The organism is Actinophytocola xinjiangensis (assembly GCF_001921215.1).
In the GTDB taxonomy this organism is placed as follows: Bacteria; Actinomycetota; Actinomycetes; order Mycobacteriales; family Pseudonocardiaceae; genus Actinophytocola; species Actinophytocola xinjiangensis.
The window spans coordinates 1-25,192 of the sequence record NZ_MSIF01000014.1 but is presented as its reverse complement, the minus strand read 5'-3'; the positions used below and the strand labels follow the sequence as shown (position 1 = coordinate 25,192).

General features: G+C 71.3%; 25 protein-coding genes and 1 pseudogene. 8 read left to right on the top strand and 18 right to left on the bottom strand.

The genetic code is table 11. The features are described from left to right. The first annotated feature begins 18 nt into the window (after positions 1–18). Positions 19–1,116 carry an alpha/beta hydrolase gene (locus BLA60_RS25550; RefSeq protein ID WP_075135548.1) on the top strand — a complete coding sequence of 366 codons (1,098 nt, stop codon included), beginning with the start codon at positions 19–21 and terminating at the stop codon, positions 1,114–1,116. A gap of 78 nt (positions 1,117–1,194) precedes the next feature. Next, on the top strand, positions 1,195–2,379 hold the full coding sequence (locus BLA60_RS25545; protein WP_075135547.1) for an MFS transporter: 1,185 nt from the start codon (positions 1,195–1,197) through the stop codon (positions 2,377–2,379). 39 nt (positions 2,380–2,418) lie between these two features. On the opposite strand, the gene BLA60_RS25540 is transcribed toward BLA60_RS25545, so the two are convergent. Further along, positions 2,419–2,889, bottom strand: a complete 471-nt coding sequence (locus tag BLA60_RS25540; protein ID WP_075135546.1) for a cupin domain-containing protein — start codon at positions 2,887–2,889, stop codon at positions 2,419–2,421. A 76-nt stretch (positions 2,890–2,965) separates the two neighbouring features. On the opposite strand from BLA60_RS25540, the gene BLA60_RS25535 reads away from it, so the two are divergent. Next, the gene (locus tag BLA60_RS25535) at positions 2,966–3,445 is read left to right on the top strand and encodes an RrF2 family transcriptional regulator (RefSeq protein ID WP_211288845.1); all 480 of its coding nucleotides are present in this window, start codon (positions 2,966–2,968) and stop codon (positions 3,443–3,445) included. A gap of 4 nt (positions 3,446–3,449) precedes the next feature. Here BLA60_RS25535 and BLA60_RS25530 read toward each other — a convergent pair whose 3' ends face one another. Genes BLA60_RS25530 through BLA60_RS25520 form a run of 3 tightly spaced genes read right to left on the bottom strand, consistent with a single transcriptional unit; the run spans position 3,450 to position 6,590 of the window. Next, positions 3,450–4,211, bottom strand: a complete 762-nt coding sequence (locus tag BLA60_RS25530; RefSeq protein WP_075135544.1) for an NPP1 family protein — start codon at positions 4,209–4,211, stop codon at positions 3,450–3,452. A gap of 52 nt (positions 4,212–4,263) precedes the next feature. Next, a complete protein-coding gene (locus tag BLA60_RS25525; protein ID WP_075135543.1) occupies positions 4,264–5,325 on the bottom strand; it encodes an aspartate-semialdehyde dehydrogenase in 1,062 nt (353 codons plus the stop codon). Then, entirely contained in the window at positions 5,325–6,590 is a 1,266-nt protein-coding gene (locus tag BLA60_RS25520; protein WP_075135542.1) for an aspartate kinase, read from the bottom strand. The genes BLA60_RS25525 and BLA60_RS25520 overlap by 1 nt, the downstream gene beginning before the upstream one ends. Positions 6,591–6,746: 156 nt before the next feature. On the opposite strand from BLA60_RS25520, the gene BLA60_RS25515 reads away from it, so the two are divergent. Further along, positions 6,747–7,967, top strand: coding sequence for a mannosyltransferase family protein (locus BLA60_RS25515; RefSeq protein WP_245812147.1), 1,221 nt, complete (start codon positions 6,747–6,749; stop codon positions 7,965–7,967). Positions 7,968–7,972: 5 nt separating this feature from the next. Then, positions 7,973–8,557, top strand: a complete 585-nt coding sequence (locus BLA60_RS25510) for a nitroreductase family protein (protein WP_075135540.1) — start codon at positions 7,973–7,975, stop codon at positions 8,555–8,557. 305 nt (positions 8,558–8,862) lie between these two features. On the opposite strand, the gene BLA60_RS25505 is transcribed toward BLA60_RS25510, so the two are convergent. Genes BLA60_RS25505 through BLA60_RS25495 form a run of 3 tightly spaced genes read right to left on the bottom strand, consistent with a single transcriptional unit; the run spans position 8,863 to position 11,476 of the window. Further along, positions 8,863–9,687 (bottom strand): SDR family NAD(P)-dependent oxidoreductase, encoded by an 825-nt coding sequence (locus BLA60_RS25505; protein WP_075135539.1) that lies wholly within the window; start codon positions 9,685–9,687, stop codon positions 8,863–8,865. After that, positions 9,684–10,334 (bottom strand): SDR family oxidoreductase, encoded by a 651-nt coding sequence (locus BLA60_RS25500; RefSeq protein WP_075135538.1) that lies wholly within the window; start codon positions 10,332–10,334, stop codon positions 9,684–9,686. The genes BLA60_RS25505 and BLA60_RS25500 overlap by 4 nt, the downstream gene beginning before the upstream one ends. Continuing rightward, a complete protein-coding gene (locus BLA60_RS25495) occupies positions 10,331–11,476 on the bottom strand; it encodes an acetyl-CoA C-acetyltransferase (RefSeq protein WP_075135537.1) in 1,146 nt (381 codons plus the stop codon). The genes BLA60_RS25500 and BLA60_RS25495 overlap by 4 nt, the downstream gene beginning before the upstream one ends. A 44-nt stretch (positions 11,477–11,520) precedes the next feature. Between BLA60_RS25495 and BLA60_RS25490 the strand changes: the two genes are divergently transcribed. Beyond that, positions 11,521–12,123 carry a TetR/AcrR family transcriptional regulator gene (locus BLA60_RS25490; RefSeq protein ID WP_075135536.1) on the top strand — a complete coding sequence of 201 codons (603 nt, stop codon included), beginning with the start codon at positions 11,521–11,523 and terminating at the stop codon, positions 12,121–12,123. Here the strand turns inward: BLA60_RS25490 and BLA60_RS25485 are convergent. After that, the gene (locus tag BLA60_RS25485) at positions 12,104–13,594 is read right to left on the bottom strand and encodes a FadD3 family acyl-CoA ligase (RefSeq protein ID WP_075135535.1); all 1,491 of its coding nucleotides are present in this window, start codon (positions 13,592–13,594) and stop codon (positions 12,104–12,106) included. The two genes, BLA60_RS25490 and BLA60_RS25485, sit on opposite strands and share 20 nt — an antisense overlap. A gap of 31 nt (positions 13,595–13,625) precedes the next feature. Then, on the bottom strand, positions 13,626–13,925 hold the full coding sequence (locus BLA60_RS25480; RefSeq protein ID WP_075135534.1) for a hypothetical protein: 300 nt from the start codon (positions 13,923–13,925) through the stop codon (positions 13,626–13,628). 245 nt (positions 13,926–14,170) lie between these two features. On the opposite strand from BLA60_RS25480, the gene leuA reads away from it, so the two are divergent. Beyond that, entirely contained in the window at positions 14,171–15,976 is a 1,806-nt protein-coding gene (gene leuA / locus BLA60_RS25475) for a 2-isopropylmalate synthase (RefSeq protein WP_075135533.1), read from the top strand. 258 nt (positions 15,977–16,234) lie between these two features. Here leuA and BLA60_RS25470 read toward each other — a convergent pair whose 3' ends face one another. The 8 genes from BLA60_RS25470 to BLA60_RS25435 form a co-directional block, all read right to left on the bottom strand. Continuing rightward, positions 16,235–17,308 carry an ABC transporter ATP-binding protein gene (locus BLA60_RS25470; RefSeq protein ID WP_075135684.1) on the bottom strand — a complete coding sequence of 358 codons (1,074 nt, stop codon included), beginning with the start codon at positions 17,306–17,308 and terminating at the stop codon, positions 16,235–16,237. Between the two features lie 32 nt (positions 17,309–17,340). Next, on the bottom strand, positions 17,341–18,351 hold the full coding sequence (locus BLA60_RS25465; protein WP_075135532.1) for an ABC transporter ATP-binding protein: 1,011 nt from the start codon (positions 18,349–18,351) through the stop codon (positions 17,341–17,343). A gap of 6 nt (positions 18,352–18,357) precedes the next feature. Then, on the bottom strand, positions 18,358–19,284 hold the full coding sequence (locus BLA60_RS25460; RefSeq protein ID WP_075135531.1) for an ABC transporter permease: 927 nt from the start codon (positions 19,282–19,284) through the stop codon (positions 18,358–18,360). Next, a complete protein-coding gene (locus BLA60_RS25455; protein ID WP_075135530.1) occupies positions 19,281–20,300 on the bottom strand; it encodes an ABC transporter permease in 1,020 nt (339 codons plus the stop codon). The genes BLA60_RS25460 and BLA60_RS25455 overlap by 4 nt, the downstream gene beginning before the upstream one ends. 22 nt (positions 20,301–20,322) lie before the next feature. Next, a complete protein-coding gene (locus BLA60_RS25450) occupies positions 20,323–22,002 on the bottom strand; it encodes an ABC transporter substrate-binding protein (RefSeq protein ID WP_075135529.1) in 1,680 nt (559 codons plus the stop codon). Between the two features lie 93 nt (positions 22,003–22,095). After that, positions 22,096–22,638 carry a uridine kinase family protein gene (locus BLA60_RS25445; protein WP_075135528.1) on the bottom strand — a complete coding sequence of 181 codons (543 nt, stop codon included), beginning with the start codon at positions 22,636–22,638 and terminating at the stop codon, positions 22,096–22,098. Then, entirely contained in the window at positions 22,635–23,231 is a 597-nt protein-coding gene (gene recR, locus BLA60_RS25440; protein WP_075135527.1) for a recombination mediator RecR, read from the bottom strand. The genes BLA60_RS25445 and recR overlap by 4 nt, the downstream gene beginning before the upstream one ends. A gap of 4 nt (positions 23,232–23,235) precedes the next feature. Further along, a complete protein-coding gene (locus tag BLA60_RS25435) occupies positions 23,236–23,544 on the bottom strand; it encodes a YbaB/EbfC family nucleoid-associated protein (protein ID WP_245812146.1) in 309 nt (102 codons plus the stop codon). A gap of 88 nt (positions 23,545–23,632) precedes the next feature. Between BLA60_RS25435 and BLA60_RS25430 the strand changes: the two genes are divergently transcribed. Further along, positions 23,633–24,433: an N-acetylmuramoyl-L-alanine amidase gene (locus tag BLA60_RS25430; protein WP_154814573.1), complete on the top strand. Its 801-nt coding sequence runs from the start codon at positions 23,633–23,635 to the stop codon at positions 24,431–24,433. A gap of 24 nt (positions 24,434–24,457) precedes the next feature. Here BLA60_RS25430 and BLA60_RS44280 read toward each other — a convergent pair. Continuing rightward, positions 24,458–25,192: pseudogene (locus BLA60_RS44280) on the bottom strand (DNA polymerase III subunit gamma/tau); the annotation flags it as partial.

The following is a 25,192-nucleotide window of genomic DNA, read 5'->3' as shown; positions in this document are numbered from 1 at the left end:
CTGGGAGGCCAACACAACATGTCCACGGCGATGAGCAGGGTGGCGCTGTCCGTCCAGGGGGCCGCGCTGCACGCGGTCTTCGCCCTTCCCCGGCCGGTGCGCCGGGCACTGGCCGGCCCACCGGTCCGCCGTGACGGCCTCGAACTGGCGTTGGACGCGCAGCTGTTGCTGCGAATGGTGGCGCTGGGCGACCGGCGGCCGGCGGTTCCGTCGGTCGAGGACGCCCGCGCACGGGTCGAGGCGGGCCGCACGATCCTCGGCGGGCCGATCGTGGACGGTGTCGGCACCCGTGCCCTCACCCTGCCTGGCTCCGACGGCCCGATCCCCGGGCGCCTCTACGAGCCGGACGGCCTGCCGACCGGGTCGCCGCTGCTGGTGTACCTGCACGGCGGCGGCTGGGTCGTCGGCAGCATGGACACCCACGACGGCGTGTGCCGCTACCTGGCCAAACACGCGAACGTGCGGGTGCTGTCGGTGGGCTACCGGCTGGCGCCGGAGTACCCGTTCCCGGCCGCGGCCGACGACGCGTACGCCGCGTTCCGCCACGCCGCCGAGAACGCCGAGTCGCTGGGCGCCGACCCGCTGGCCATCGCCGTCGGCGGCGACAGCTCCGGGGGCAACCTGGCCGCGGTGGTGTGTCTGGACGCGCTGCGCCGGGGCGGCCCGCGGCCGGTGTTCCAGCTGCTGTTCTACCCGGCGACCGACCCGTCGATGCGCCGCCCGTCGCGGGACCTGTTCGGCGACGGGTTCCTGCTGACCGACGATGACATGACGTGGTTCATCGAGCGCTACTGCCCCGACCTGTCGGCCCGCACCGACCACCGGCTGGCGGTGCTGCTGGCCGACGACCTGCGCGGGCTGCCGCCGGCCTACGTGGCGACCGCCGGTTTCGATCCGCTGCGCGACGAGGGCAACGCGTACGCCGACCGGCTGCGGGAGGCCGGCGTGCCGGTCGTGAAACGCCAGCACGACGACCTGATCCACGGGTTCGTGACCTTCGTCAGCCTGGGTTCCCGGTTCCGGGAGGCGGTCTCGGAGGCCGCCGGGGCGCTGCGCACGGGCCTGGCGCTGCGGTCGCGGGCCAACGTCGTGGACCTGTTCCGCCCCACCGGCTGACCTGCTCGCCCGCCGCTGTCGGTGCCCGCTCGTAAATTGGGTTGCCGGCACCCGGCGAGGAGGAGGTCAATTCCAGCCATGCGCCTCTACCGCCAGACGCTGGCCCTGCCCGGGGTGCGCGGGCTGATGATCCTGGTCTTCTTCGCGCGGATCCCCGCCACCGCCGCCGGCATGGTGCTGACGTTGCACGTGGCGGTCGGTCTCGGCCGGGGCTACGGCGCGGCGGGCACCGTCGGCGCGGTCGCCACGATCGGCATCGCGCTGGGCGCGCCGGTGTGGGGGCGGGTCGTCGACCGGTTCGGCTTACGCCCGGTGCTGGTGGTGACGACCCTGGGCGAGGCGGCGTTCTGGCTGTTCGGCCGGTTCCTGCCGTTCCCGCTGCTGATGGTCGCCGGGTTCTTCGGCGGGTTGCTGGTGCTGCCGGCGAACTCCATCGGCCGGCAGGCGATCGCCGCGCTGGTGCCGCCGGACCTGCGGCGCACGGCGTACTCGATGGACTCGATCTCCGCGGAGCTGTCGTTCATGGTCGGGCCGGCGGTGGCGGTGCTGCTGGTGACCCAGTACTCGTCGACGGTGGCGATGCTGGGGATGGCGATCGGCCTGGTCGGCGCGGGGGCCGCGCTGATGGTGACGAACCCGTCGGTGCGCACCGAGGAGGAACGGGCGGCCGACACCGGGGAGCGGATCCCGCGCCGCAGCTGGCTGACGCCGAGGATGTACGCGGTGCTGCTGATCGGCGCCGGCGCGGTGTTCATCCTGGCGGGCAGCGAGGTGGCGCTGGTCGCCCAGCTGCGGGAGAACGACGAGCTGGCCTACACGGGGCTGGTGATGATCGTGTGGTCGGTGGCCTCGGCGGCCGGCGGCATCGCCTACGGCGGGCTGCGGCGGGCACCGACGCAGGTGACGCTGATGGCCTGGCTGGGTCTGCTGACGCTGCCGATCGGGTTGGCCGGCGGGCAGTGGTGGCTGTTGGGGTTGGCGTTGGTGCCGGCGGCGGCGCTGTGCGCGCCGGCGATCGCGGCGACCGCCGAGGAGGTGAGCCGGCTGGCGCCGGCCGCCGCACGCGGTGAGGCCATGGGGGTTCAGTCCTCGGCGTTCACGCTCGGCTCGGCGGCCGGCGCGCCGCTGGTCGGTTTCGTGGTGGACCACTCGTCGCCGGTGTGGGGGTTCGCGCTGGCCGGGACGGGCGGGGTGCTGATCGCCGGGGTGGCGTCGGCGCTGATCGTGCGGCAGCGGCGGGTCGAGCCGGTGCCGGTCGCCTGAGGAGTTGTCCACAGGCTCCATCCACACTGTCCACAACCCTCAGGCGCGAGCGGCCCAGACCGCGCTCTGGACGTAGTGGTTGTCGAACCGGTCCTGGGTCTCGACGAGTTCCCGCTGGTCGGCGTCGCCGGTGTAGAGGCGTTCGAGCAGGCGGTAGTAGTCGAACCGGGGCTTGCTCGGGGTGTACACGAACACCACGTCGGCGCGGCAGCCGGCGCTGGGCGCGAACGCGTGCGGCATCCCCGCCGGCACGACGAGCAGGTCGTGGGCGGTGATGGTCACGATCTCCTCGTCCAGCAACACGTCCAGCGATCCATCGAGGACGAGGAACAGTTCGGCGGCTCCCGCGTGGAAGTGCGGCGGGGCGCCGGCGGAGCCGATGTCGAAGCGGGACCGGTTGCTGGTCAGCGCGCCGGCGGTGTCCGGCGCGTCGACGAGCAGGGTCACGCCGCTGGCCGGCAGGACCTCGGCCTCGGCGGCCCGGACGAGAGTGAATCCTGGATTCGTCATATCCAGGACCTTACATATCCAGAACTTGACCGACAAGTGGTTGCGGCAGATTTCCTGGATACGTACTGTCCAGGACATGCGCATGGCCGAAGGCGTCGAGTGGGCACTGCACAGCTGCCTCAACCTGTCCTGGATGGACGTGCCGGTCCCCGCCGCCAGGCTCGCGGCCTACTTCGACCTGCCCGCCCCGTACCTGAACAAGCAACTCCAGGCGTTGGCCAGAGCCGGCATCGTCGCCTCCACCCCCGGCCCACGCGGCGGGTTCCGGCTCGACCGCGCACCGGCGGCGATCACCCTGCTGGACGTGGTCGTGGCCATCGAGGGACCCGAGCCGGCGTTCCGGTGCACCGAGATCCTGCGCGGCTCCCCCTTCGGCGACCCGAAGGGCAACTACCTCGACGGCTGCGTCGTGTCGGCGGCCATGTCCCGCGCGGAGCTGTCCTGGCGGCGCGAACTGGCCGCCACCACGGTCGCCGACCTGGCCGGCGACGTCGAGCGGACCTACCCCGGCTCGGCGGACCAGAGCCGGGACTGGCTGGCCGCGGCCAGGGCCTGACCGCTCACGCGTACGGGTCGAACGGGATCCCGGCGGGCCTGGCCTTCGCCAGGTTGGACTCGAACGCGCCGTTCTTGATCGCCAGGCTGGCGCTGCCGAAGTTCGCGCCGGTCAGGATGTCGCGGATGCCCGGCGGGTAGTGGTCCCAGCTGACCAGGTCCGGGTACTGCCAGGTGCCGTAGTGGTTCTCCGGTTGCTCGGTCGCGCCGGCCAGCCGGAAGCAGTGCGTGCTGATGCCGTCCTTGTGGTAGACGACCTTCGCGTGTGTCCCCTCCCAGGCGACCGCCGACCGGGGGTAGGTCAGGTACTCGCCGTGAGCGGAGACCGACACGTGCTCCGCGCTGTCGGACGCCTGGTTCACCCACACCACGACGTGCTCGATGTCGTGGCGGTGGCCGCAGCAGTCGATCAGCGGGACGGCCTGGTCCTTCTCGAAGTACAGGTCATACAGGTACGCACACCACCCGGCGTCACACTTCGACCGGGCATAGGAGTTGGTGTTGTCCAGGTCCGACTGGTCGTGGCAGTTGCCGTTGAGCGCGCCGGAGTTCTTCAGACCGGGGTTGAGCGTGCCGTCGGGACCGATCGCCGGTGTCGGGTAACAGCCGTCGCCGTCGTAGTCGAACGCCGGCTGCCAGCGGGCGTCAGCCGCCGTCGCACTCCCCGGCAACGCCGACGGTGGCTCGGCCGACGCCACTCCAGGAACCAACACGATCAGGGCAACGGCCCCGAGGACAGCACGCAGCGTGAACGCAACCCGACCCATTGTCCGACCGTAACCCGACGTGGCCGGTCGAACACAGGGCCGAAGGTGTGCATCACGCCCTGGCGGCCAGCGCCTCCGCGATCTCGTAGGTGTTCAGCGCCGCGCCCTTGCGCAGGTTGTCCCCGCACACGAAGAAGTCCAGCGTGTTCGGGAAGTCCAGCGCCTGGCGGATCCGGCCGACATAGGTCGGGTCGCCGCCGACGACGTCCGCCGGGGTCGGGAACACGCCCCGCTCCGGGTCGTCCACCAGCACCACCGACGGCTGGGCGTCGAACACCCGCCGCGCCTGCTCGACGGTGACCGGCCGCTCGAACGTGGCGTGCACGGCCAACGAGTGCGTGGTCACCACCGGCACCCGCACGCAGGTCGCGGAGACCTTCAGGTCCGGGATGCCCAGGATCTTGCGGGACTCGTTGCGGACCTTCAGCTCCTCGGAGTACCAGCCGTCGCCCTTGTAGGAGCCGGCCGAGGGCACCACGTTCAGCGCGAGCGGCGCCGGGAACGGCGAGTCGGCCAGCGGCAGCCCGGCCGCCTCCAGCGCCTCGCGCACGTCGCCCGCCCGCACGCCGACACCCTTGCCGACCACGGCCGCCAACTCGGCGTAGAGCCGCTCGACACCGGCGACGCCGGCCCCGGACACCGCCTGGTAGGAGGCCACGACCAGCTCACGCAGGCCGAACTCGCGGTGCAGCGCGCCGAGCGCGGCCATCATCGACAACGTCGTGCAGTTGGGGTTGGCGATGATCCCGCGCGGACGCTCACCGATCCGGTCGAGGTTGCACTCCGGCACGACCAGCGGCACGTCGTCGTCCATCCGGAACGCGCCGGAGTTGTCCACGACGACCGCGCCGCGTTCGGCCGCGACCGGCGCCCACCGCGCGGAGATCTCGTCCGGCACGTCGAACATGGCGACGTCCACGCCGTCGAAGACCTCGGGGGCCAGGGCCTGGACGGTCAGCTCCTCGCCGCGCACGGTCAGCTTCCGGCCGGCCGAGCGCGGGGAGGCGATCAGCCGCACCTCGCCCCACGGCCACTCCGGGCGGCCGTTCAGGATGTCGATCATGACCGAGCCCACGGCGCCGGTGGCGCCGACGAGGGCGAGCGTGGGGGCCATCAGCGACCACTCCCCGCGTACACGGTGGCGACCTCGTCGCCGCCGAGGTCGAACGCCGCGTGGATGGCACGGACCGCGTCGTCCAGCTCGGTGTCGCGGATCAGCACGGAGATCCGGATCTCCGAGGTGTTGATGATCTCGATGTTCACGCCGGCCTTGGCCAGGGCCTCACAGAACGCAGCCGTGACACCGGGGTGTGACCGCATTCCGGCACCGACGAGTGACACCTTGCCGACGTGGTCGTCGTAGAGGACGGCGGTGAAACCCAACTCGTCCTTGATCTTCTCCAGCGAGGCGACCGCCGTCGGACCGTTGTCCTTGGACAGCGTGAAGGTGATGTCGGTGCGGCCGGAGACCGTGCTCGACACGTTCTGCAGCACCATGTCGATGTCGATCTCGGCGTCGGCGACCACCCGGAAGATCCGGGCCGCCACACCGGCCTGGTCGGGCACACCGGTCACGGTGACCTTCGCCTCCGACCGGTCGTGGGCGACGCCGGTGATCATTGCCTGTTCCACGGGAAGATCCTCCACTGAGCCGGTGACGATGGTGCCCGGCTTGTTGGTGTACGACGAGCGGACGTGGATCGTGACGCCGTAGCGGCGGGCGTACTCGACGCAGCGCAGCATCAGCACCTTCGCGCCCGAGGCCGCCATCTCCAGCATCTCCTCGTAGGGCACCCGGTCCAGGCGCCGCGCGTTGGTCACGATCCGTGGGTCCGCGGTGTAGACACCGTCCACGTCCGTGTAGATCTCGCACACGTCCGCGTTCAGTGCCGCCGCCAGCGCGACGGCGGTGGTGTCCGATCCGCCGCGACCCAGCGTGGTGATGTCCTTGGTGTCCTGGCTGACGCCCTGGAAACCGGCGACCAGGCAGATGTAGCCGTCGTCCAGGGCGTGCTGGACGCGGCCGGGGGTGACGTCGATGATCCGCGCCTTGCCGTGCGTGGAGTCGGTGATCACCCCGGCCTGCGAGCCGGTGAACGACAGCGCCTCGGCGCCCAACGCGCTGATCGCCATCGCGACCAGCGAGTTCGAGATGCGCTCACCGGCCGTGAGCAGCATGTCCATCTCGCGTTCCGGCGGCACCGGGTTGACCCGCTGAGCCAGGTCGAGCAGCTCGTCGGTGGTGTCCCCCATCGCCGAGCAGACCACCACGACGTCGTTGCCCGCCTTGCGGGTGGCGACTATTCGCTCGGCGACCCGCTTGATCCGGTCCGCGCTCTCCAGGGAAGAACCGCCGTACTTCTGGACCACGAGCGCCACTGTCCGAAACCTCCTCGAAGCGACCGATCACGAGCGTAACCGAGGGGTCGAATCGATAAGGTCGCGCTTGTGGCGCCCACCACGTGCGAGGACGGGCCCTAGGCTGTAGCGGCCGACGTCCGCCATGGGGAAGGGATCGGGGTGTCCGCGACGGATGTGACACGTGCTCACCCGGGGGAGGGTGAGCCGGCACACACAGCCGGGCCGACGACCGAACGGACCCCGCCCGGCCGGTCGTGGACCGCGCGGCGGATCTGGACCCTGCTCGCCCCGGCGATGATCTTCCTCGGCATCCGCGAGTTCGGCCTGCTGGTGCTGACCTGGATGGCCGCCGCCAACGACCGCTCGGTCACCGAGGCACTGCGCTCGTGGGACGGCCAGTGGTTCCTGGCGATCGCCGAAGGCGGGTACTCGGGCGTCACCGAGGGCCTGGTCGACGCGTTCGGCAACCGCAGCGCCGAGACACCGCTGGCGTTCTTCCCCGGCTACCCGGCCGTCGTGCGCTGGTTCGCCGCGATCGACGGCGCCGGCGGGATCGGCCTGGTGACCTCGGCGTTCACCGTGACCATCGCCTCGGGCGTGGCCTGCGCGTACGCCCTGGCCAGGCTGGGGCGACACATCAACGGCGGCTCGCGGCGGACCGGACTGATCCTGGTCGCGCTGTTCGCGGCGTCACCGATGTCGGTGGTGCTGTCGATGGCGTACTCGGAGGCGATGTTCTGCGCGCTGGCGGCGTGGGCGCTGGTCGGCGTACTCGAACGGCGGTGGCTGCTGGCCGGCGTGTTCTGCGCGGCGGCCGGCCTGGTCCGCTCCACCGGCGCCGCGGTCCTGCTGGCCGTCGGCCTGGCCGTACTGGTCGCCGTACTGCGCCGCCGCGACGGCTGGCGCCCGTGGGTCGGTGGCCTGATCGCACCGGTCGGGCTGCTGGGCTACCTGGCGTGGGTCGGCGTGCGCACCGGCGAGTGGAACGGCTGGTTCACCCTGCAGGAACGCGGCTGGGGAACCGGTTTCGACGGCGGTCTCGCGACGGTCACGTTCAGCCTGGAAGCCCTGGCCGACGCCCGCTCGGTCCTCGAGGTGACGACCGTCGCGCTGATCGTCGTGGCCATCGCACTGCTGGTCATCGGCTTCGTGCGGCGGGTCGAATGGCCACTGATGGTGTACGCCGTCGGGGTGCTGGCGATGGACCTGGGCGCCAACGGCCTGATGAACTCGAAGGCGCGGCTGCTGGTGCCCGCGTTCACCCTGCTGATCCCCCTGGCCCTGGCCCTGGCCAAACGCCGCCCGTCGACGGCGGTGCTGACCCTGTGCGCGCTGACCGTCGCCAGCTCGTGGTTCGGCGCGTACTCGATCACCTCCTGGAACTACGCGATCTGAGGGACATGAACAAGGACGCCGAGACGAGTGCGCCGGTCCACCCGCTGATCCGTCAGCGCTGGAGCCCCCGCGCCCTGGACCCCGACGGCCAGGTCAGCGAGCAGGCCCTGCGCGCGATGCTCGAAGCCGCCCGCTGGGCGCCCTCACACGGCAACACCCAGCCCGCGCGGTACCTGATCGGGCGACGCGGGGACCAGACCCACCAGCGGATCTTCGACCTGCTGTCGGACCGGAACAAGGGGTGGGCGCGGGCCGCCCCGGTGCTGATCCTGGGCTGCGTCGTGACCAGCAACGAGAAAGGGCCACTGCCGATGCCGGAGTACGGCGCGGGGTTGGCCACCGAGAACCTGGTGCTACAGGCGGTCGCCGAGGGACTGGTCGCCCACCAGATGGGCGGCTTCCGCAAGGACGAGGCAGCAGCGGTGTTCTCCCTACCGGACGACGTGCGGGCACTGGTCGTCATCGCGGTGGGCGCCCTGGGCTCCCCCGACCTGCTCGACGACGACCGGCGCAGGAAGGAACTGTCACCCCGTTCCCGACTCCCGCTCGCGGACATCGCCCTGTCGGAATGGGGCCGACCGGCTTTCTGACAAGGTCGTCCACCACCGGGGTCGGCCCACCACCAACCGCACCCCGAGTTGTCCACACCCCACCCACGACCCCCGCTCCACCCCCCACCACCGGGATAGAATGGCGCTGAGGGGTGCCCCCGGAGGGTGGGGTTGCCTTCCTTGGGCGTGTTGAGCGAGAGCGCGTTTTTCTGGTTTGTTTGGTGGAGTTCACGGACGGGTTTTTGGTCGTCGTTCTCGGGAGTTGTTGGGCTGGGCTGTTGTCCGGTCGAAGTCGGTGGCGCGGATGCGGGCGGCCACGATTTCCCGTGTGGTCCGCAGGCCGGTCAGGTTCCGTAGACCGGTACTTCGGGTGGGGCGGCCGCGAGGAGGGACTCGACGGCTGGGCCGACGGCGTTCTGGTAGCCGTCGGTGCTGGGGCCCCGGGTGTGGCCGGCGATCACCGTGATCCGGTCGCCGGCGACCTCGAACACCCGGCCGGTGACCGCCCCCGACGCGCTGCTTCCCAGCCAGACCACCAGGGGCGCGACGTCCCGGGCTTCCGGCAGGCCGGGGAACAGGCCTTCGGTCAGTCGGGTTCGGGCGACGGGGGCTATGGCGTTGACGGTCACGCCGTAGCGGCCCAGCTCGGCCGCGCCGACCAGGGTGAGGCCGACGATGCCGGCTTTCGCCGCCGTGTAGCTGGCTTGGCCGACGCTGCCGAACAGGCCCGCGCCGGAGGTCGTGTTGATCACCCGCGCGGTCACGGGTTCGCCGGATTTCGACTGGGTGCGCCAGTGGTCGCCGGCGATCCGCATCGTGAGGAAGTGGGCTCTGAGGTGGACCTGGACCACCTCGTCCCACTCCCGCTCCGACGTGCCGACGAGCATGCGGTCGCGCAGGATGCCGGCGTTGTTGACCAGGACGTCGAGGCCGTCGAACGTCGTGCGGGCCTTGTCCACCAACGACTCGGCGCCCGCCCACGTCGACACGTCCTGGTCGTGGGCGACGGCCCGGCCGCCGGCGGCGGTGATCTCGGCGACGGTCTCCCCGGCGCCGGAGACGTCGTTGACGACGACGGCCGCGCCCTGCCGGGCGAACTCGAGGGCGTGTTCGCGGCCGATTCCCCGGCCGGCGCCGGTGATCGCCACAACTCGGCCGGCGCAGATCATGGGGCACCTCCGTGGACGGCGAGGGCGGCGCCGCTGACGTAGGCCGCCGCGGGGGACGCCAGGTACAGGCAGGCCGATGCCACGTCGGCCGGGGTCGCTGGTCTGCCCAGCGGGATGCCGGGGGCGTCGTCGGTTCCGACCGGGCCGACGACCAGGGTGTTCACCCGCACCTTCGGGGCCCATTCGACGGCCAGGCTCGCGGCCAGGTTCGCCAGGCCGGCCTTCGCGGCGCCGTAGGCGGCGTAGGTCGGGGACGGGCGGGCGCCGGCGACGCTGCCGATCATCACGATGGTGCCGCCGGTGTCCTGGCTCTGCATCACGACGTTCGCCCGCTGCGAGACGTGCAGGGGGGCCACCAGGTTCAGCTCGATGATCTTCGCGTGGAACCTCGGGGAGACGGTCGCCGCGTCGGCCGGTGGGGCGCCGCCGGCGTTGTTGACCAGAACGTCCAGCCGGCCGTGGTCGGCCAGGACGGCCGCCACCAGATCGTCCACCTGGGACGGGTCGCGGACGTCGGCCACGCGGTGGCCGGGCAGGTCCGACGGGGTGCGCCCGCAGCTCACGACGGTGGCGCCGGTGGCGGCGAACGCCTCGACGATGCCCCGGCCGACGCCCCGGGAGCCGCCGGTCACCAGTACGACGGTCACAGTCGCTCCAGGATGGTCACGTTGGCCTGGCCGCCGCCCTCGCACATGGTCTGCAGGCCGTAGCGGGCGCCGGTGCGTTCCAGGTTGCCCAGCAGCGTGGTCATCAGCCTGGCGCCGGTCGCGCCCAGCGGATGACCGAGGGCCAACGCACCGCCGGTGACGTTGACCCTGGTCGGGTCGACGCCGGTTTCTCGTTGCCAGGCAAGGACGACGCTGGCGAACGCCTCGTTGATCTCGACCAGTTCGATGTCCTGTATGGACAGTCCGGCGCGGCGGAGGGCGAACGCGGTGGCCTCGATCGGCGCGTCCAGCATGATCACCGGGTCGCCGCCCCGGGCGCTCAGGTGCGCCACGCGCGCCCGGGGCGTGAGGCCGTGGCGGCGCAGGGCCCGGTCGGACACGACCAGCAGCGCCGCGGCGCCGTCGGCGATCTGGCTGGCCAGGGCGGCGGTGAGCCGGCCGCCGGGCAGCAGCGGGTCCAGCGCGGCCATGCGCGTCAGGCTGGTGTCGGGGCGGGGGCACTCGTCGGTGGTCGCCGCGCCCAGCGGGGCGATCTCGGCGGCGTGCTGGTCGCGGGCCGCCAGCGCCAGGGAATGGCTGCGCAGCGCGAACTCCTCCATGTCCGCGCGGGTCAGCGACCACTTCTCGGCGATCGCCTCGGCGCCGTGGAACTGGGAGATCTCCTGGTCGCCGTAGCGGGCCTGCCAGCCGGTCGAGCCGCGGAACGGGTCGGCGAAGCCGTATTCGCGGCCGGCGAGCATGGCCGCCGAGATCGGGACGGCGCTCATGTTCTGCACGCCGCCGGCCACCACCACGTCGGCCGTGCCGGACAGGACGGCCTGCGCGGCGAAGTGCACGGCCTGCTGGGAGGACCCGCACTGCCGGTCGACGGTCACGCCGGGCACCTGCGCCGGCAGGCCGGCGGCCAGCCAGCAGGTGCGGGCCACGTCACCGGCCTGCGGGCCGATGGTGTCCACACAGCCGAAGATCACGTCGTCGACGGTGGCCGGGTCGAGGTCGACGCGGTCGAACAGGGCTGCCAGGACGTGGGCGCCGAGGTCGGCGGGGTGCACGCCGGACAGGGCACCGCCACGCCGGCCGACCGGGGTCCGCACGGCGTCGACGAGGTACGCCTCAGCCATCCTGCTAAGCTACCAAGCTAGCGCTTGGGTAGGAAGTGGAGACGATGGTCACGAAGCAGGGCAAGCCCTCCGAGCGGCGCGACGCGCTCGTGCGGATCGCCGCCGAGCTGTTCGCCGAACAGGGCTACCGGGCCACCACGGTCCGCCACATCGGCGACGCCGCCGGCGTGCTGTCCGGCAGTCTCTACCACCACTTCGACTCCAAGGAGACCATCCTCGACGAGCTGCTCTCCAGCTACCTCGACGAGCTGCTGGCCACCTACCGCACCGTCGTCGACGCCGGCCACGGCCCGGCCCGCACGCTGCGCGAACTGGTGAGGGCCTCGTTCCGGTCGATGGCCGGGCACCGCGCGGCGATCACCGTGCTGCAGAACGAGCGCAACCACCTGCGCACCCTGCCCCGGTTCGGCTACCTCGCCACGACCGAGGACGAGGTCCGCCACCTGTGGATCACCGCGCTGCGCGAGGGCGTCGAGACCGGCGAGTTCCGCGCCGACCTCGACCCGGCGATCGCCTACCGGTTCCTGCGCGACTCGGTCTGGGGCTCGGTGCGCTGGATCCGCCAGGACGGCGCGCGCAGCCTCGACCAGCTCGCCGACCAGTACCTCACGCTCACCTTCGACGGGCTCACCGCAACAGGCGCTTGAGCACCTTGCCCGACGGGTTGCGCGGCAGCTCGTCGACGAACTCGACCGCGCGCGGCACCTTGTAGTTCGCCAGCCCGGCCCGGCAGTGCTCCAGCACGTCCTCGGCGGTCAGCAGCGGGATCACGTCGGGCCGGCGCACGACGAAGGCCTTGCCGACCTCGCCAAGACGCCCGTCCGGCACGCCGACCACGGCCGAGTCGGCGATCCGGATCATCCGCGCGAGCACCTGCTCCACCTCGGCCGGGTAGACGTTGAAACCGCCGCAGATGTACATGTCCTTGAGGCGGTCGGTGATCGTCAGGTAGCCGCGCTCGTCGACCCGGCCGACGTCGCCGGTGTGCAGCCAGCCGTCGCGGTCGATCGCGTCGGCCGTGGCGGCCGGGTCGTCGAGGTAGCCGAGCATCACGTTGGGCCCGCGCAGCAGCACCTCGCCGGTGTCCGGCGCGATCCGCAGCTCGAACCCGGCGGTCGGGAGCCCGCAGGTGGCGGCGACGGTCGCGGCGTCGTCACCCGGCCGGCACATGGTCGCCACCACCGCCTCGGTCAGCCCGTAGGCGGTGAGCACGGTGTCGAACCCCAGCGCCTCCTGGATCCGGTCCACGAGGACGGCCGGCACGAGGGCCGCGCCGGTGACCGCGAGCCGCAGCGAGGAGAGGTCCACCGGCGTGACGGCGGCGCGGAAGATCATGGCCTGGTAGATCGTCGGCGCGCCGGGCAGCACGGTGATCTTCTCGGCGGCGACCAGCCGCAGCGTCTCGTCGACGTCGAAGGCGGCCTGCGGCACGATCGTCGCGCCGGTCAGCAGGCAGACCAGGATGCCCGCCTTGTAGCCGAAGCTGTGGAAGAACGGGTTGACCACCAGGTAGCGGTCCCCGGCGGTCACCTCGCCCAGCTCGGCCCAGGCGCGCGCGACGCCCAGCGCCTGGCGGTGCGCGCTCATCGCGCCCTTGCTCACGCCGGTGGTGCCGGAGGTGAACAGGATGTCGGCGACGTCGTCGGGGTCCACGGCCACCGGGGCCGCCGGCACGTGCTGGTCGAGGTCGTCGATCGTCGCCGTGTGCGGGGCGGCCGTCGGGCCGAGGACCAGCGTGGCCGGCACGTCGTGGCCGGCGGCCCGCAGTTCGGCGAGCCGGTCGCGGCCGAGGAACTCGCCGGCCACGACCAGCACACGCGCCCCGGTGCGGGTGAGGATGGCGGCCGTCTCGGCGGCGGTGTACCGGGTGTTGACCGGGACGAGCACGGCGCCCAGGTAGGTCACGGCGAGCGCGGCGGCGACCCAGTGGTGGGTGTTCGGCGCCCAGATCGCGACCCGGTCGCCGCGCTCGGCGCCCAGCCCGCGCAGGCCGGTGGCGACGACCCGGACCCGCTCGTGCAGTTCGGTCCAGGTCAGCCGCACCGGCCCGTCGACGACGGCCTCACGCTCGCCGAAGCGGTCGGCCGCTTCGGCGAGCGCGGCCGGGATGGTGGTCACCGGCCCATACTAGAACAAGTTCTCATCAGTCTCAGCTGACGATCCTGGCGACGAAACCGGCCACCACGACCCAGAACACGGCCGCCAGACCGTAGTTCAGCAACGTCTCCAGACTGTTGTTGGCGAGGTTGAACAGGCCGGGGAAGAACAGCGCCAGCGGTTCGGCCAGCGACTTCACGAACTGGAAGAAACTGTTCACCTGGTTCGCACCGAAGAGGATCAGCAGGATGTAGACGACCTCGATCAGCGCGAACAGCGCGCCGACGCCGGTGATGATCCGTGCCGCGGTGCCCCGACCGTTGCTGACTGCCCACCTACGTCGTGTAGTCATGAAAAAGGAGTGCCCGTGCACCCGGTGACCAAACAGCCCCCCGGAGCAACTTGACTGGTCCGTTCGGCGTAGCGCCGCCGCCCCTGGTGTCGTCCCTCCTGGACACGGTGGTTAGGCTCCAGGGCGTGGCGCGTGTTCTCCTCCTTCGCTGCCGCGACGGGGCCTGACCAGACCGGCTCCCCGCCGCGGGGCGAAGCCTTGCCGGTCGCTCTCATCCGTATCCGGCCAGCAGGAGCAACTCCACCATGACCATTCAGGACGTCCACCGCAGCAATGCCACCAGCCGCCTGCGCCAGCCGTCGCGGCCGGCCCCCGCCGACCAGCCGGCGTGGAACACCCAGCGCGGGTCGGCCATGCCCGTGCACCGCTACCGCCCCTTCGGCCAGCTCGTCGAGCCGGTGTCGCTGCCCGACCGCACCTGGCCCGACCGGGTCATCGACCGCGCCCCGCAGTGGTGCGCGGTGGACCTGCGCGACGGCAACCAGGCCCTGATCGACCCGATGTCACCGGCGCGCAAGCGCAAGATGTTCGACCTGCTGGTGCGCATGGGCTACAAGGAGATCGAGGTCGGCTTCCCCGCCGCGTCCCAGACCGACTACGACTTCGTCCGCGAGATCATCACCGACGGCGCGGTCCCCGACGACGTGTCGATCCAGGTGCTCTCGCAGTGCCGCCCGGAGCTGATCGAACGGACCTTCGAGTGCCTGGCCGGCGCCCGCAAGGCGATCGTGCACATCTACAACTCGACGTCGATCCTGCAACGGCGGGTGGTGTTCCGCGAGGAACGCGAAGGCATCAAGAAGATCGCCACCTCGGCCGCCGAGATGGTCCAGGAACTGGCCGGGAAACACCCCGACACGGAGTTCCGCTTCGAGTACTCCCCGGAGTCCTACACCGGCACCGAGCTGTCCTACGCCGCCGAGGTGTGCAACGCGATCACCGAGATCTGGCGCCCCACCCCCGACCGTCCGGTGATCATCAACCTGCCGGCGACCGTCGAGATGGCCACCCCGAACGTCTACGCCGACTCGATCGAATGGATGCACCGCAACCTGGAACGCCGCGACGCGGTGGTGCTGTCGCTGCACCCGCACAACGACCGGGGCACCGGCGTGGCCGCCGCCGAACTGGGCTACCAGGCCGGGGCGGACCGCATCGAGGGCTGCCTGTTCGGCAACGGTGAGCGCACCGGCAACGTCGACCTGGTGACGCTGGGCATGAACCTGTTCAGCCAGGGCATCGACCCGCAGATCGACTTCTCGGACATCGACGAGATCCGCCGCACGGTCGAGTACTGCAACCAACTGCCGGTCCCCGAGCGCCACCCGTGGGGCGGCGACCTGGTGTTCACGGCGTTCTCCGGCAGCCACCAGGACGCGATCAACAAGGGCTTCGACGCGCTGCGCGCCGAGGCCGACCGCGCCGGCCACCCGGTCGAGGACCACCCGTGGGAGGTCCCGTACCTGCCGATCGACCCCAAGGACGTCGGCCGCACGTACGAGGCGGTCATCCGGGTCAACTCCCAGTCCGGCAAGGGCGGCGTCGCCTACGTGATGAAGACCGAACACCAGCTCGACCTGCCCCGGCGGCTGCAGATCGAGTTCTCCCAGGTCATCCAGCGCTACACGGACAACGAAGGCGGCGAGGTCTCCCCCACCCTGATGTGGGACACCTTCGCCACCGAGTACCTGACCGCCTCGGCGCCGCTGACCCTGCACGAGCACCGCATCACCGGCTCCGACCCCGCCCACGGCACCGGCCAGGACGAGATCACCGCCACCATCGAGGTGGAAGGCGACCGCCACGAGGTCACCGGCACCGGCAACGGCCCCATCGCCGCCTTCGTCGACGCCCTCGCCACCGTCGGCTACGACGTCCGGGTCCTCGACTACACCGAACACGCCCTCACCGCCGGCGACGACGCCCGAGCAGCCGCCTACGTGGAGTGCACCATCGCCGACCGGGTCCTGTGGGGCGTAGGTGTGCACAGCTCCATCGTCACCGCGTCACTGCGCGCGGTCGTCTCCGCGATCAACAGGGCACACCGCTGACCTCGGCGACGGACGACCACGACCGTCGCCCCACCCGGCCCCACGACGACGATTCCCACGGTTTTGCCTGGTCAAGGCCGTGGGGATCCCCCCGTTTTCCAGCCTACCGCGCAACACCGACGCCTTTCGGCGGCGAGCAGGGGCCTGTGGACAACTGTGGACGGCTGGTGCCTCGCTCTGTTGACGCGGCGAAGGCAGACGAAGAACCACAGCCGAAACCCGCGACAAACTCAAGAACCCAGAACCGAAGCCAAACAATCACCCAAGAGTCTCGGTGACCGAAGCCGGCCCGGCCAACGAAGAATCAGGCGACACATCCCAGTCGTCCTGCACCAGCTGGGCCTTCACCTCGTGCGCCCGAATCCGCCCGTCCCGAATGTCCTCGGCATAGTGGCAGGCGACACGATGTCCCGGCAGAACCTCCCGCAGTTCCGGCCGTTCGGTGTCACACAACGTCTCCTGCCGCCAGGGGCACCGGGTGTGGAACCGGCAGCCGGAAGGCGGATTGGCCGGCGACGGCAGGTCCCCGGCCAGCAGGATCCGCTCCCGCAGGTCCTCGACCTCGGGGTCCGGCACCGGAACCGCCGACATCAACGCCTTCGTGTACGGGTGCAGCGGTGTCGCGTACAGCTGGTCGGAGGACGCCTCCTCCACCAGCCCGCCCAGGTACATCACGCCGACGCGGTCCGAGATGTGTCGCACCACGGCCAGGTCGTGCGCGATCACCAGGTACGTCAGCCCGAACTCGGCCTGCAGGTCCTCCAGCAGGTTGATCACCTGGGCCTGCACCGACACGTCCAGCGCCGACACCGGCTCGTCGGCCACGATCAGATCCGGTTGCACCGACAGCGCGCGGGCGATGCCGATCCGCTGCCGCTGGCCGCCGGAGAACTCGTGCGGGTACCGGCGCAGGGACGTGCTCGGCAGACCGACCGCCGAGAGCAGTTCCCGCAGCCGCGCCGCCGTGGACGCCTTGTCCTTGTCCAGCCCGTGTGCCCGCATGCCTTCGACCAGCAGCGACTCGACCGACTGCCGGGGGTCCAGCGACGACATCGGGTCCTGGAACACCATCTGCATCCGCCGCCGCATGGTGCGCAGCGGCTCGCCCTTGAGCTTCGACAGGTCGACCCCGTCGAACACCACCCGGCCGGCGGTGGGCTCGGTGAGCTTGAGCATCGCCCGGCCGAGCGTGGACTTGCCGCAGCCGGACTCGCCGACCAGGCCGTAGGTCTCGCCCTGCCGGACCGCCAGGTCCACCCCGTCGACGGCGTAGACGTAGCCGACGGTCTTGTCCAGCACCACCCCGCGCCTGATCGGGAAGTGCACCTTCATGCCGTCGACCTCGACGAGGTTGGGGGCATCTGTCACGACAGCATCTCCTGCTCGGCACGGCCGGCCGGCTCGACCGGGTTGTGGCAGCGCAGCAACCGGTCACCCTCGACCACCTGGTCGACCACCATCTCCGGCGTCGTCTCGACGCACCGGTCCACCGCGTGCGGGCAGCGGGGCGCGAACGCGCAGCCGCCGGTCCACGGGATGTTGTCGGCCACCGAGCCGCGGATCGGCGAGAGCCGTTCGCCCTTGGGCGCGTCCAGCCGGGGGATCGAGGCCAGCAGCCCGTGGGTGTAGGGGTGGCGGGGCACCCGGAACAGGTCGTGGCGCCCGGAGCGTTCGACGACCCGGCCCGCGTAGAGCACGTTGACCTCGTCGCACAGCCCGGCGACCACGCCCAGGTCGTGCGTGATCATGATCAGTGCGGTCTCGGTCTCGCGGACCAGTTCGGCCAGCAGCGCCAGGATCTGCGCCTGGATGGTCACGTCCAGCGCGGTCGTCGGCTCGTCGGCGATCAGCAGCCGGGGGCGGCAGGCCAGCGCGATGGCGATCAGCGCGCGTTGGCGCATGCCGCCGGAGAGCTGGTGCGGGTACTCCGTGAGCCGCCGTTTCGGGTCGGGGATGCCGACCTTGTCCAGCAGTTCGGCGGCCTCGACGGCGGCCTGTTTGCGGGACAGTCCTCGGTGGCGTTCGAGCACCTCGGTGACCTGCAGGCCGATCGAGATGACCGGGTTCAGCGAGGACAGCGGGTCCTGGAACACCATGCCAAGGTCGCGTCCGCGCCGGTCGCGCATCTGCCTGTCCGACAACGTCAGCAGTTCGGTGCCGTCGAACTTCGCCGAGCCGGAGACCGTCGCGCCGCGTTTGGCCAGCAGGCCCATGATCGCCAGCGACGTGACCGACTTGCCGCAGCCGGACTCGCCGACCAGCCCGACCGTCTGGCCGGGTTCGACGTCGAAGCTGACGCCGTCGACCGCGACGGTCGACTTCTCGCCCCGGCGGTGGAAGGTGACCGACAGGTCCCGTACCTCGAGCAGTGCCATCTCAGCTCACCGCCGGCTCTTGGGGTCGAGGGCCTCGCGCAGCGACTCGCCGACCAGCGTGAAGCCAAGGGCCACGACGATGATGCAGCCAGCCGGCCAGAACGCCAGCTGCGGATGGCTGTCGATGACGGTCTGCGCCTGGCCGAGCATCTGCCCCCACTCCGGGATCCGGTCGTCCGGGTTGCCGAGTCCGAGGAACGACAGCGCCGCCGCCTCGATGATCGCGATCGCCAGCACCAGCGTCGCCTGGACGATCACCGGGCCGAGCGAGTTGGGCAGCATGTGCCGGAACACGATGGCCCGCTGCTTGACGCCCAGCGACCGGGCGGCCAGCACGTGGTCGCTGTGCCGTTGGGCCAGCATCGTGCCGCGCAGCAGCCGGGCGAAGATCGGGATCTGCACGATCGCGACCGCCAGGATCACCGTGTACTGGTTGGGCTGGGCGAACAGCGCCCCGATGGACACCGCCAGCAGCAGGCCGGGGATGGACAGCATCACGTCGACCGCGCGCATGACCACGGTGTCGACCCAGCCGCCCAGGGCGCCGGCCAGCGTGCCGAGCAGCAGCCCGCCGCCCAGGCCGATCAGCGTGGCGAACACGCCGACCAGCAGCGTCTGCTGCGAGCCGAGCAGCAGCCGGGACAGCAGGTCGCGGCCGTTCTGGTCGCCGCCGAGCGGGTGGCCGTCCTGGACCGCGGGGATCTGGTTGCGGGCCTTGACGACCTGGTCGCCGAGCATCGGCACGCTCGGGTCGTGCGGCGCGAGCCACGGCGCGGCCGCCGCCAGCACCACGAACAGCACGATGATCCCGGCGCCGGCCAGGAAGACCGGGTTGCGGCGCAGCCGGCGCCACGCGGCCGCCGCCAGGCTGACCCCGGCGTCGTCGGCGGCCCGCGCGCTCAGTTCGTCGATCTTGTCGGTGCGTGTGCTCATCGGACACCCCTGGTCCGGATGCGCGGGTCGATCACCGCGTAGGACAGGTCAACGAGCAGGTTGATCAGCACGAACACCCCGGCCGCACACAGGATCAGCAACAACAGGACCGGGTAGTCGCGGCGCTCGAACCCGAGCGCGAGCGCCTGTCCGATCCCGGGGAAGGCGAACACCTTCTCGGTCAGGACCGCCCCGGCGAGCAACGCGCCGGTCTGCAAACCGATGGTGGTCACCACCGGCAGCATGGCGTTGCGCATCACGTGCCGGCGGCGGATGACCGGGGAGGTGAGGCCCTTGGACTCGGCGGTGCGGACGTAGTCCTCGTCCACCACGTCGAGCACCGAGGCCCTGGTGATCCGGAAAACCACCGAGAACGGGATGCTGGCCAGCGCGATCGCCGGCAGGATCAGATGTCGCAGCGCGTCCCAGGCGGCGTCCCACTCCTGGGTGAGCAGCCCGTCGAGCACGAAGAACCCGGTCACCCGGGTCGCGTCGATGCCGCCGGCCTGTCTGCCCGCGGTCGGGAACCAGCCGAGGTCGACGGCGAAGACCTGCTTGAGCAGGAAGGCGAGGAAGAACACCGGCACCGCGACACCGATCAGCGAGCTCACCACGCTGAGGTTGTCGAGGATGCCGCCGCGGCGGCGGGCGGCGAGGTAGCCCAGCGGGATACCGACCGCCAGCGCGATGACGATCGCGAGGATCGACAGCTCCAGCGTCGCCGGGAAACGCTGGACGAAGATCTCGGCCGCCGAGTCACCGGGCTGCACACCGGTGGACACCCCGAAGTCGCCGGTCAACGCACGGCCGACGAACTTCAGGTACTGCACGAAGATCGGCTCGTTGAGACCTAATTCCTCGGTGAGCCGTTCGCGGGTCTCGGCGGTGGCGCGCTCCCCCAGGAGGGCCGAGACCGGCCCTCCTGGGAGCGAGCGCAGCCACGCGAACAGCAGCAGCGACAGCACCAGTACGACTACCAGTAGTTGCAGCAGCCGCCGAATCGTGTAGCGAAGCACCTAGTCGGTTCCTGTGGTCGGGTCAGCTGCTCGCGATGCTGACCGTGTCGAACCGCTCGTCGGTGAGCGGGCTCGCGACCAGACCCGACACGTCCTTGGTCACGACCAGGGCCGGCGGGGAGTGCGAGATCGGCACGGCCGGCAGGTACTCCGACTTGAGCTTCTTGTTCAGCTCGACGTACATCTGCTCGCGCTTGTCCGCGTCCGGCTCGGAGTCGGCGGCCTTGATCTCGTCGGACAGCGTCGCGCCCCACGGGGAGTTGCCGGTGCCGAAGCGGTTGTTCGGGTCGGAGAAGAAGTTGCCGACGAAGTTGTCGGGCGTGTTGTAGTCGCCGTTCCAGCCGAGCAGGAACAGGTCGGCCTTGCCGCTGTCGACGTCCTCCAGGTAACCGCCGTTCCACGGCTTGCTGACGACGGTCAGCTTGATGCCGACGGCCTCCAGGTTGCCCTGGATCAGGCCGAACAGGTCACGCGGGCTGGGCATGTACGGACGGGTGACCTCGGTCGGCCAGTAGATGTTGACCGTCAGGTTCTGCGCACCGGCCTCGGTGAGCAGCTGCTTGGCCTTGTCCGGGTTGTAGTCGTAGGACTCGACCTCGTCGGTCCAGCCGGTGACCGTGTCGGGGTAGAAGTTCTCCGCGACCTCGGCGCCCTCGGGCAGCTGCTGCTTGACCAGCGCCTCGCGGTCGATGGCGTGCGCGATGGCCTGGCGGACCTTCAGGTCACGCAGCTGCGCGACGTTCTTCTGACCGATGCCCAGGTAGAAGATGTTGAACGCCGGGCGGATCAGCAGCTGGTGGCCGGCGGACTTGAGGCCTTCCCAGTCGGCGGGACCCGGCAGGTCGTAGCCGTCGATGTCGCCGGCCTCAAGGGCCTGCTTGCGGGCGGTCTCGTCGGGGATGGCGCGGAAGATCAGCTTGTCCAGCTTGGCCGGCTCGCCCCAGTAGTCCTCGTTGCGGACCAGCTCGACGGTGCCGTTGGCCTCGTCGTACTTGGAGAACTTGAACGGGCCGGTGCCGGTCGGGTGCTCGGTGGCGTACTCCGGGTAGACGAAGGAGTCGCCCTGCGCCACGACCTCGTCGGCCTTGTACTTCTGCAGCGCCTCCGGGCTCTGCATCGCCCAGGACGGCAGGCCCAGGATGTCGGGCAGCTTGGAGGTCGAGCGGGTGACCTTCAGCTCGACGGTGCTCTCGTCGGTGGCCGCGCAGGACTCGTACAGCGACGGGGTCTTGCCGTCGGCGAACCCACCGAAGTTGTCCTGCCAGTACCCGGTGACCGCGGGGCTCTGCCCGGCGCCGGTCTGGTTGTACCAGCGGTTGAAGTTGAAGCAGACGGCCTCGGCGTTGAAGTCGGTGCCGTCGTGGAACTTCACGCCCTTGCGGAGGTTGAAGGTCCAGGTCTTGCCGTCCTCGCTCGACTCCCACTTCTCGGCGAGGCCCGGCTCGGCGTCCGCGGTGCCCGGCTTGAACTCGACCAGCCCCTCGAAGATCTGCTGGGACGTGCGGAAGGTCGCGCCGTCCGTCGCGTAGAAGGGGTCGAAGAGCTTCGGCGCGCCCTCGGTGGCGAAGGTCATGGTGCCGCCTGTTTGGCCGCCGCCTGACTGACCGTCGTCGTCGCCACGCTCGGATTCCGCGCACGCGGTCATGACCAGCGCGGCTGATATGCCGAGCGCCGCCAGGCGAACCGTGCGGATGTGGACCATTTCGCACCTCAGAGAGTTGGTGTCTCACGTTTCGGTTGGCGACCTTATCCCGCCGGGGTGCCGGCACAACAAAGCAGCCTGGTCACAACTCGGTCACGCATGCCCGTTATTCGAACTTTCGCTGGTGGTCGTCACCTGGTAATCGGCTCGTTGCCTGGTCCGGTCCACCGCGAACCAGCCGTTCTCGAACAACTGCCAGCGCGTCAGGGATTTCCTGGCCGGCTCGCCGTCGCGGGCCACCGCCCGCTCCAGGCGGCGCACCGGGTCCGGGTCCACGCACCAGACCAGGGCCGAGAGCAGGGGTCGCACCGAGCGGCGGCCGGCCGAGACACCTTCCAGGACGAGGACCGTCGGCACCTCGACGGTGACCGTCGCGCCGGGGTGCGGCCGGCCGGCGGTCCACTCGGTGCGCACGTAGCGCCCCGGCCGGCCGGCGGCCAGCGGCTCCAACACGCCCTCGACCAGGCGCGGCCACCAGGAGACCGGGTCGTCCCAGGTGGCGAAGTCGTCGGTGCTGATCAGCCGGGCCCCCAGCCGGGCGGCCAACCCGGCGGCCCAGGTCGACTTCCCGGACCCGGAGGGCCCGTCGACGGCCACCAGCGCCACCCCACCCAGCCGGGGCTCCCCCAGGATCACACCGTGCGACGCCCGGACATGGCCCGGCCCAGGGTCAGCTCGTCGGCGAACTCCAGGTCGCCGCCCATCGGCAGGCCCGACGCCAGGCGGGTGACGGTCAGGCCGGGGAAGTCCCGCAGCATGCGCACCAGGTAGGTGGCGGTGGCCTCGCCCTCGGTGTTCGGGTCGGTGGCCAGGATGACCTCGGTGACCTCCTGGTCGGAGATCCGCGCCAGCAGCTCACGCACCCGCAGCTGGTCCGGGCCGATGCCCGACAGCGGGTCCAGCGCACCGCCGAGCACGTGGTACCGGCCGCGGAACTCCCTGGTCCGCTCGATGGCCAGCACGTCCTTTGGCTCCTCCACGACACACACCGCACTCACGTCGCGGCGCGCGTCGCGACAGATGCGGCAGGTCGCCTCCTCGGAGACGTTGCCGCAGATGTCGCAGAACACGACACCTTCCTTCACCCGCTGCAACGCCTGCTGGAGCCGGGCGATGTCCGCCGGGTCGGCGCCGAGCAGGTGGAAGGCGATGCGCTGCGCGCTCTTGGGACCGACGCCGGGCAGCCGCCCCAGCTCGTCGATCAGGTCCTGGACCGGGCCCTCGTACATGTCCTCACATGCCCGGCAGGCCGAGCCCACCCAGCCCGCCGGCCAGCGGCCCCATCCGTTCCTGGGCGAGCTGCTGGGCACTGGTCGACGCGTCCCGCACGGCGGCCACGACCAGGTCGGCGAGGGTCTCGACGTCGTCCGGGTCGACCACCTTCGGGTCGATCGTCAGCGACTTGAGCTCGCCGGCACCGGTGACGGTCGCGGTCACCAGGCCACCGCCGGCCGAGCCGGTGGTTTCCGCGTTGGCCAGGTCCTCCTGGGCCGACATCAGCTGTTCCTGCATCTTCTGCGCCTGGGCCAGGATCTGCTGCATGTCTGGTACGCCACCGGGTTGCACGCCGGCTCCTCTCCTCGGGTTGTCGACGTCGGCTCCAGCGTAGCCGGGTCGGGGGTGTGGCATCGTGAGCGCGGTGTGGAAGCGCGCGCTGCTGGTGACGTCGGTGTTCGCACTGGCCGCCTGCGGCGCCACCCCGGCCGCGACCGTCCGGCCGACGGCCACGACCACCCGGTCGCCGGTGTCGACCGCTCCCCCGGCCACCACCACCGCGCCGGCTCCCGCACGTCGGGTGGTGGTGCTCGACCCCGGGCACAACGGCGCGAACGCGGCGAACCCGGGGCGGATCAACCGGCGGGTGCCGGCCGGGCGGGGACGGACCAAGGCGTGCAACACGACCGGCACCGCCACCGACGCCGGCTACCCCGAGCACCGCTTCACCTGGGCGGTCTCGACGATGGTGCGTGAGCTGCTGGTCGCGCGCGGCGTCGAGGTCCGGCTGACCAGGCCCTCCGACGACGGCATCGGCCCGTGCGTTGACGAACGCGCGGCGGTCGGCAACCGGGCGGGGGCCGACGCGGTGGTGTCGATCCACGCCGACGGCTCGACCTCGCCCTCGGCCAAGGGCTTCCACGTCGCCTACTCGGCGCCGCCGCTCAACGCCGCCCAGGGCGAGCCGTCCCGGCGCCTGGCCGAGTCGATGCGCGACGCGCTGCGCGCCCGGTTCCCGGTCTCGACCTACATCGGCGACGCCGGCCTGTCCCCGCGCGACGACCTCGGCGGGCTGAACCTGTCGACCAGACCGGCGGTGCTGGTGGAGTGCGGCAACATGCGCAACGCCACCGAGGCCGGCGCGTTCAGCAGCCCGGACGGTCAACGCGCCTACGCGTCGGCGATCGCCGACGGAATCCTGGCCTACCTCGCCTGAAGCCCCGACCGGGTGACCGCGGGCTCAGCGGTCGATCGGGCGGGCGCCGAGCTTGTCGGTGAGCAGCTTGACCATGTCGTCCTCGGGACTGCTGACCGGCGGCGGCTCGGGGACCGGGCCGGCGTCGTAGTAGTCCTCGTCCTCCGGGGGTTCCGGCGGGAGCGGCTCGTCGGACACCGGGGCCGGGGCCGGCCTGGACGGCGGCGCCTCGGGTTCCTGGCGCTGCTGCCTCGGGGCCGGCTCGGGCGGGGCCTGCTGGGGTTGGGCCTGCTGGGTCGGGCGTTGGAAGGTCGGCGCGGCCTTGGGCTTGTCGGCGGCCGGCGCGGCGGCCGCCCCGGGCTCGGCGTGCACGCACCGGACCTGGAACTTGCCGCCGAACAGGCTCTCCAGCGCCTTGGCGATCGCCTCGACGTTGCGGGCCTCGCCGAGCCGGCGGGCCAGCGGGGCGGCCGTGTGCCCGATGGTGACCACGTCACCCTCGACGGACTGGACGCTCGCGTTGGTCAACATCGCCTCGGTGCTGCGGCTGACCTTGCGCACCTCACCGAGCAGGTCCGACCACAGCCGCCGGATCCCGGCGGCGTCGACCGTCCCCTGCGCGGCCGGCGCCTCGGCCGGCGGCGCGCTGGCCTGCGGTGCGGGAGCCGGCGTACCGACCTGGGCCGGTGCCGGCCAGCTGTCGGCGGGAGCCGGCGCACTCGGCCGGACCGGGACCGCCGGGGCCGGCGGGGCCGGCGAGATCGGAGGAGCGTCGTGTAG

Excerpts from the sequence above, each read along its gene's own strand:
- BLA60_RS25550 (WP_075135548.1), top strand. The coding sequence starts at position 19 with ATGTCCACGGCGATGAGCAGGGTGGCGCTGTCCGTCCAGGGGGCCGCG.
- BLA60_RS25545 (WP_075135547.1), top strand. The coding sequence starts at position 1,195 with ATGCGCCTCTACCGCCAGACGCTGGCCCTGCCCGGGGTGCGCGGGCTG.
- BLA60_RS25540 (WP_075135546.1), bottom strand. The coding sequence starts at position 2,889 with ATGACGAATCCAGGATTCACTCTCGTCCGGGCCGCCGAGGCCGAGGTC.
- BLA60_RS25535 (WP_211288845.1), top strand. The coding sequence starts at position 2,966 with ATGCGCATGGCCGAAGGCGTCGAGTGGGCACTGCACAGCTGCCTCAAC.
- BLA60_RS25530 (WP_075135544.1), bottom strand. The coding sequence starts at position 4,211 with ATGGGTCGGGTTGCGTTCACGCTGCGTGCTGTCCTCGGGGCCGTTGCC.
- BLA60_RS25525 (WP_075135543.1), bottom strand. The coding sequence starts at position 5,325 with ATGGCCCCCACGCTCGCCCTCGTCGGCGCCACCGGCGCCGTGGGCTCG.
- BLA60_RS25510 (WP_075135540.1), top strand. The coding sequence starts at position 7,973 with ATGAACAAGGACGCCGAGACGAGTGCGCCGGTCCACCCGCTGATCCGT.
- BLA60_RS25505 (WP_075135539.1), bottom strand. The coding sequence starts at position 9,687 with ATGATCTGCGCCGGCCGAGTTGTGGCGATCACCGGCGCCGGCCGGGGA.
- BLA60_RS25495 (WP_075135537.1), bottom strand. The coding sequence starts at position 11,476 with ATGGCTGAGGCGTACCTCGTCGACGCCGTGCGGACCCCGGTCGGCCGG.
- BLA60_RS25490 (WP_075135536.1), top strand. The coding sequence starts at position 11,521 with ATGGTCACGAAGCAGGGCAAGCCCTCCGAGCGGCGCGACGCGCTCGTG.
- BLA60_RS25480 (WP_075135534.1), bottom strand. The coding sequence starts at position 13,925 with ATGACTACACGACGTAGGTGGGCAGTCAGCAACGGTCGGGGCACCGCG.
- leuA (WP_075135533.1), top strand. The coding sequence starts at position 14,171 with ATGACCATTCAGGACGTCCACCGCAGCAATGCCACCAGCCGCCTGCGC.
- BLA60_RS25470 (WP_075135684.1), bottom strand. The coding sequence starts at position 17,308 with ATGAAGGTGCACTTCCCGATCAGGCGCGGGGTGGTGCTGGACAAGACC.
- BLA60_RS25465 (WP_075135532.1), bottom strand. The coding sequence starts at position 18,351 with ATGGCACTGCTCGAGGTACGGGACCTGTCGGTCACCTTCCACCGCCGG.
- BLA60_RS25460 (WP_075135531.1), bottom strand. The coding sequence starts at position 19,284 with ATGAGCACACGCACCGACAAGATCGACGAACTGAGCGCGCGGGCCGCC.
- BLA60_RS25450 (WP_075135529.1), bottom strand. The coding sequence starts at position 22,002 with ATGGTCCACATCCGCACGGTTCGCCTGGCGGCGCTCGGCATATCAGCC.
- recR (WP_075135527.1), bottom strand. The coding sequence starts at position 23,231 with ATGTACGAGGGCCCGGTCCAGGACCTGATCGACGAGCTGGGGCGGCTG.
- BLA60_RS25435 (WP_245812146.1), bottom strand. The coding sequence starts at position 23,544 with ATGCAGCAGATCCTGGCCCAGGCGCAGAAGATGCAGGAACAGCTGATG.